Source organism: Streptomyces ossamyceticus (genome assembly GCF_001418475.1).
Taxonomy (GTDB): domain Bacteria; phylum Actinomycetota; class Actinomycetes; order Streptomycetales; family Streptomycetaceae; genus Streptomyces; species Streptomyces ossamyceticus.
On sequence record NZ_LIQX01000688.1, the window covers coordinates 1 to 2,603 of the forward strand.

General features: G+C 72.5%; 2 protein-coding genes and 1 pseudogene. 1 reads left to right on the forward strand and 2 read right to left on the reverse strand.

What is annotated here, in order from left to right; genetic code table 11:
* Nucleotides 1-185: 185 nt before the first annotated feature.
* Nucleotides 186-284: pseudogene (locus AOK15_RS47935) on the reverse strand (ABC transporter permease); the annotation flags it as partial.
* Nucleotides 285-702: 418 nt separating this feature from the next.
* On the opposite strand from AOK15_RS47935, the gene AOK15_RS36680 reads away from it, so the two are divergent.
* Entirely contained in the window at nucleotides 703-1,125 is a 423-nt protein-coding gene (locus AOK15_RS36680) for a secondary thiamine-phosphate synthase enzyme YjbQ (RefSeq protein ID WP_055522891.1), read from the forward strand.
* A 30-nt stretch (nucleotides 1,126-1,155) separates the two neighbouring features.
* Here AOK15_RS36680 and AOK15_RS36685 read toward each other — a convergent pair.
* On the reverse strand, nucleotides 1,156-2,603 hold a 1,448-nt coding region (locus AOK15_RS36685; RefSeq protein WP_055522893.1), incomplete at its 5' end, for an alpha/beta hydrolase.

Here is a 2,603-nt window from a genome sequence, read left to right on the forward strand (position 1 = left end):
CTACTAACCGGGTGCGGGTCCCGGATCTTCCCCGGCCGGTCAAGATCCCCCCCGAGGGGGCGGGGCGCGGCGGCGGGAGTGGTCGCGGGCGCCTGCGCGTGGAGTGCGGAGGCGGGCGTGGGTGAGAGGTGGAGGGGCGCCAGGTGCGCGGGGGAGCCGGGGTCTGGCGGCCGCCTTCGGGGGCACCGGCCGGTGAACGTCGGTCGCCGTTGCGGCAGCGGCCTTTCGAGGGAGCGGACGATGAAGTCGGCGAGCAGACCGAGGGCGGCGTAAACGATCAGGCAGGGGTGCTGCCGCGTCAGGCATCCTCCGGCGCGCGTCAGTTCACCTGGTCCGCGGACGATTCACCGTGGGCGGGGCGGAAAGTGTGGACGCGAGCCCGATGTCAGACGTGCGGGCGGCGAGCGACGCACGGACCGGGAAAACAGAAGAGAGAGATGAGAAGGCGTCAGCGGCCGCGACAACAGGCGGCGAAGGCCACCCGCAGCAGGTCGATGTGGCCGCGCGAAGTGAGCAGGGCTGAACGCGACAGGCCGCCGAACGAAGCCAGCCCGTCCGCGCACGGTCAATAGCCGTCTCGCAGAGTGGACCTACCGTCTCACTTGGCGGCGGGTCGGGGGTGAGGCCGGCGAAGGGGAGGCGGTGCCGTTCGGCGGGTGGTCGCTCCCCTGTCTCCACCTCGGAGTGCGCGAGGATGGAAGCATGTCCGATGCCTTCACCACCCGAGTCCTGAACGTCGCCTCCGGCTCCCGTGAGCGGGTCGTCGACCTCACCCGCGACTGCGAGGCGTTCCTCCGCGAGGCGGCCGTCGGCCGGGACGGTCTCCTCAACGTCTTCGTCCCGCACGCCACCGCCGGCATCGCCGTCATCGAGACGGGCGCCGGCAGTGACGACGACCTCCTCGCCGCCCTCCACACCCTGCTGCCCGCCGACGACCGCTGGCAGCACCGCCACGGCAGCCCCGGCCACGGCCGCGACCACGTCCTCCCGGCGTTCGTCCCTCCGCACGCCACACTCCCCGTGGTCGGGGGCAGCCTCCAACTGGGGACCTGGCAGTCGGTGTGCCTCGTCGACACCAACAAGGACAACCCCGACCGCCAGGTCCGGCTGAGCTTCCTCGGCTAGAGCCTCCTCACCTCGTCGTGGCCGGTCCTCCTATCGGCCCGAGGCGCGGTCGCAGGTGACGTCGGTGGCCGGCAGGTGGCCGGTGGCCAGGTAGGTGTTGACCGTCGTGTCGACGCAGGCGCTGCCGAAGACGCCGTACACGGCGTGCTGGTCCGCGTCGCGGAGGGTGACCAGCCGGGAGGACGGCCACATACGGCGTACCGTCAGCGCGTTGGCGTGGACGGTGCGCGGGTCACCGGTCGCGTTGACCAGCAGGGCCGGCAGGTCGTCCCGGACCTTGGTCGGGCGCTCGCGCGGCGGGTCCCAGAACGCGCACGGCCCGATGTTCTGGGTGACGGGACCGAACAACGGGTCCTGCGCGCGGGCGCGTTCGATGTCACGCCAGTACACCTCGGGGGAGCGCGGCGCGGACGCGTCCCCGCACAGGATCGCCGTCTGGGCGCTGCCGTAGGCGGACGCCGATCCATCCAGCAGGAAGGCGAGCGTGGCCGCGAACCCCGGTGAGGGGGTGACCGGATGGCCGTCGGCGGCACGCCGCATGTCCCGTACCGCCTGCGCGAGATCGGCGTAGGCGGCGTCGTTGTCCTGGGAGAGGCCGCTGAACACGACGACGGGCAGCACATGGTCGTCCACCCGGTGGTCGCCGATCCGCAGCGGGGTGCGTCCGGCCGCAGCCTGGACGCGGTCGACCACGGCCAGCACCTCGGCCCGGGTCCGGCCCAGCCCGTAGTCCGCGTCGCGTGCCGCCGCCCAGTCGGCCCAGCCCTCCAGGGCGCGCCTGTTGGCCCGCTCCGTGCCGCGCAGCAGCCGCGGGTTGTAGCGGTCGGGGGCGACGAGGCCGTCCAGGACGACCCGATCGGTGCGGCCGGGGAACATCGTGGCGTACACCTGGCCCAGATAGGTGCCGTACGAGTAGCCGAGGTACGAGATCTTGCGTTCGCCGAGCGTGGCGCGGACCACGTCCATGTCGCGGGCGGTGTTCCGGGTGGTGGCGTACGGCAGGACGTCGCCCTGGATCGTCCGGCAGCGTTCGGCGAAGTCCTTCGCCTGGCTCACCATGCGGTCGAACCCCGAACGGTCCGCTCCCGCGCCGCGTATGAAGGAGCCGGTGGGCCAGTGGCAGTCCAGCGGGGTGCTGCGGCCGACGAAGCGGGGGTCGACACCCACCACGTCGTAACGCTCGCCGACCTGCTGCATCGAGGTGCGCACCCACGGCGGGTCGCCGATCGTCTGGCCGCCGGGTCCGCCGCCGTTGAGGAGCAGCGCGCCCACCCGACGGTCCGTGTCGGTGGCCCGGATCCGTGAGACGGCGACGGTGATCGTACGGCCGTTCGGCTTGGTGTAGTTCAACGGGACGGTGACGTCGGCGCACCGGGCGCCGGCCTTCTGGAGCTCCTTGCCGGTCTCGTCGTCGGGCCCGAACACACAGCTCTTCCAGTCGAGGTGCTGGCGGTGGTAGCGGGCGAGGGGGTCGGTGG